The sequence below is a fragment of the Halomonas sp. A11-A genome (assembly GCF_003182195.1).
In the GTDB taxonomy this organism is placed as follows: domain Bacteria; phylum Pseudomonadota; class Gammaproteobacteria; order Pseudomonadales; family Halomonadaceae; genus Halomonas; species Halomonas alkalicola.
This window is the reverse complement of record NZ_QGTM01000057.1, coordinates 1-1,469: the sequence shown is the minus strand read 5'-3', so window position 1 is coordinate 1,469 and position 1,469 is coordinate 1. Positions and strand designations below refer to the sequence as shown.

1 protein-coding gene is annotated in these 1,469 nt (G+C 57.6%); it reads left to right on the top strand.

Annotated elements, in window-relative coordinates:
• The first annotated feature begins 1 nt into the window (after nt 1).
• Nucleotides 2–1,303 (top strand): IS1380-like element ISMaq3 family transposase, encoded by a 1,302-nt coding sequence (locus tag DER72_RS15950; protein ID WP_110070905.1) that lies wholly within the window; start codon nt 2–4, stop codon nt 1,301–1,303.
• The last annotated feature ends 166 nt before the right edge of the window (nt 1,304–1,469 follow it).

Genomic DNA, 1,469 nt, shown 5'->3' with positions numbered 1-1,469 from the left:
AATGGTACCTCAAAAACTGACCTTCTCGCCACTCTCCCGCCGCCAGATTGAAGCCGATTTCTCCGGAGGCCATATCACCTCGGATGCCGGTGTGTTGTTACTGCGCGAAGTCGATAAACAACACCGGCTAACCCAGCGACTGGCCGAGACGCTGACCGACCAGCGGGATCCCCGGATGATTCGTCATGAGCTCAAGTCCCTGGTCCGGCAACGGGTCTACGGTGTGGCCGGTGGCTACGAAGATCTGAATGATCATGAAGCGCTTCGCTTTGATCAGGCACTACAAACCGCCACGGGGAATGCCTCGACTCTGGCCGGCAAGTCCACGCTTTGTCGAATGGAGCAGGCGATGGATCGGCAAACCATTGTCAAAGCGCATGAGTTGCTCTGGCACCACTTCATCGAGCAGCATGAGAAGCCGCCCAAGGAAATCGTGCTGGATTTTGACGGCACCGATATTCCGGTGCACGGCGACCAGCCGGGTAAGTTCTTTAACCGGTATTACGACCATCACTGCTACTTCCCGCTTTACGTCTTCTGCGGTAGGCACTTGCTGGTGAGCTATCTGCGCACCAGCAATCGAGGTGATGCCCGGCACAGCTGGGCCATTCTGGCGCTGCTGGTGCGATTTATTCGCGAGTATTGGCCACAGACCCGGATCGTGTTCCGGGGCGACTCCCACTTCAGCAAGCCCCGACTGCTGGCCTGGTGCGATCGCAACCAGGTGGATTACATCGTAGGCATGGCCCGCAACCAGCGGCTGGAGGCGCTTGCCGCCCCAGCCATGGACAAAGTCCGGACCTACTACGAGGCTCATGGCCATAAGCTCGCCAGCACCTTCCGCTTCCGCTACAAAGCCCGAAGCTGGCATAAGCCACGCTGGGTGGTTGCGCGCCTGGAATATGGCCCTCAAGGCCCGAACCCCCGGTTCGTTATCAGCTCCCGCTACGATGACGGATTCAAGCTCTACTACGAACAGTATTGCGCACGGGGTGATATGGAGAACCGGATCAAGGATCAACAACTGGATCTGTTTGCCGGTCGCACCTCCAGCACACACTGGTGGACCAACCAGTGGCGGCTGATCTTATCCGGCTTCGCCTACACCCTGTTCGAGCGTTTGCGGGTGCATCTGAAAAACACGCCCTTCGAACGTATGAGTGCCGGCACCTTGCGCTTGAAGCTGATCAAGGTTGGCGCAGTCATCATCCGCAACACCCGCCGAATACGGGTGTTGATGAGTGATAGCTATCCACACAAGAACGATCTCTCAGCACTGGTTCAGCGCTTGGTGCCCCAGTAGATAATCGGGCTCCCCCGGCCCGATACCAATGGGGGAAAGGGGGAGTTGTGCCTGAATGCCGGAAACTGGCTAAATAATCGCCAACTTCGACCATGACCACTCGGATCTGGCACTACCAGGCTTGGTCTGCGAAGGTTGTTGGAGCACTATGAGAAATCCGGGCTAG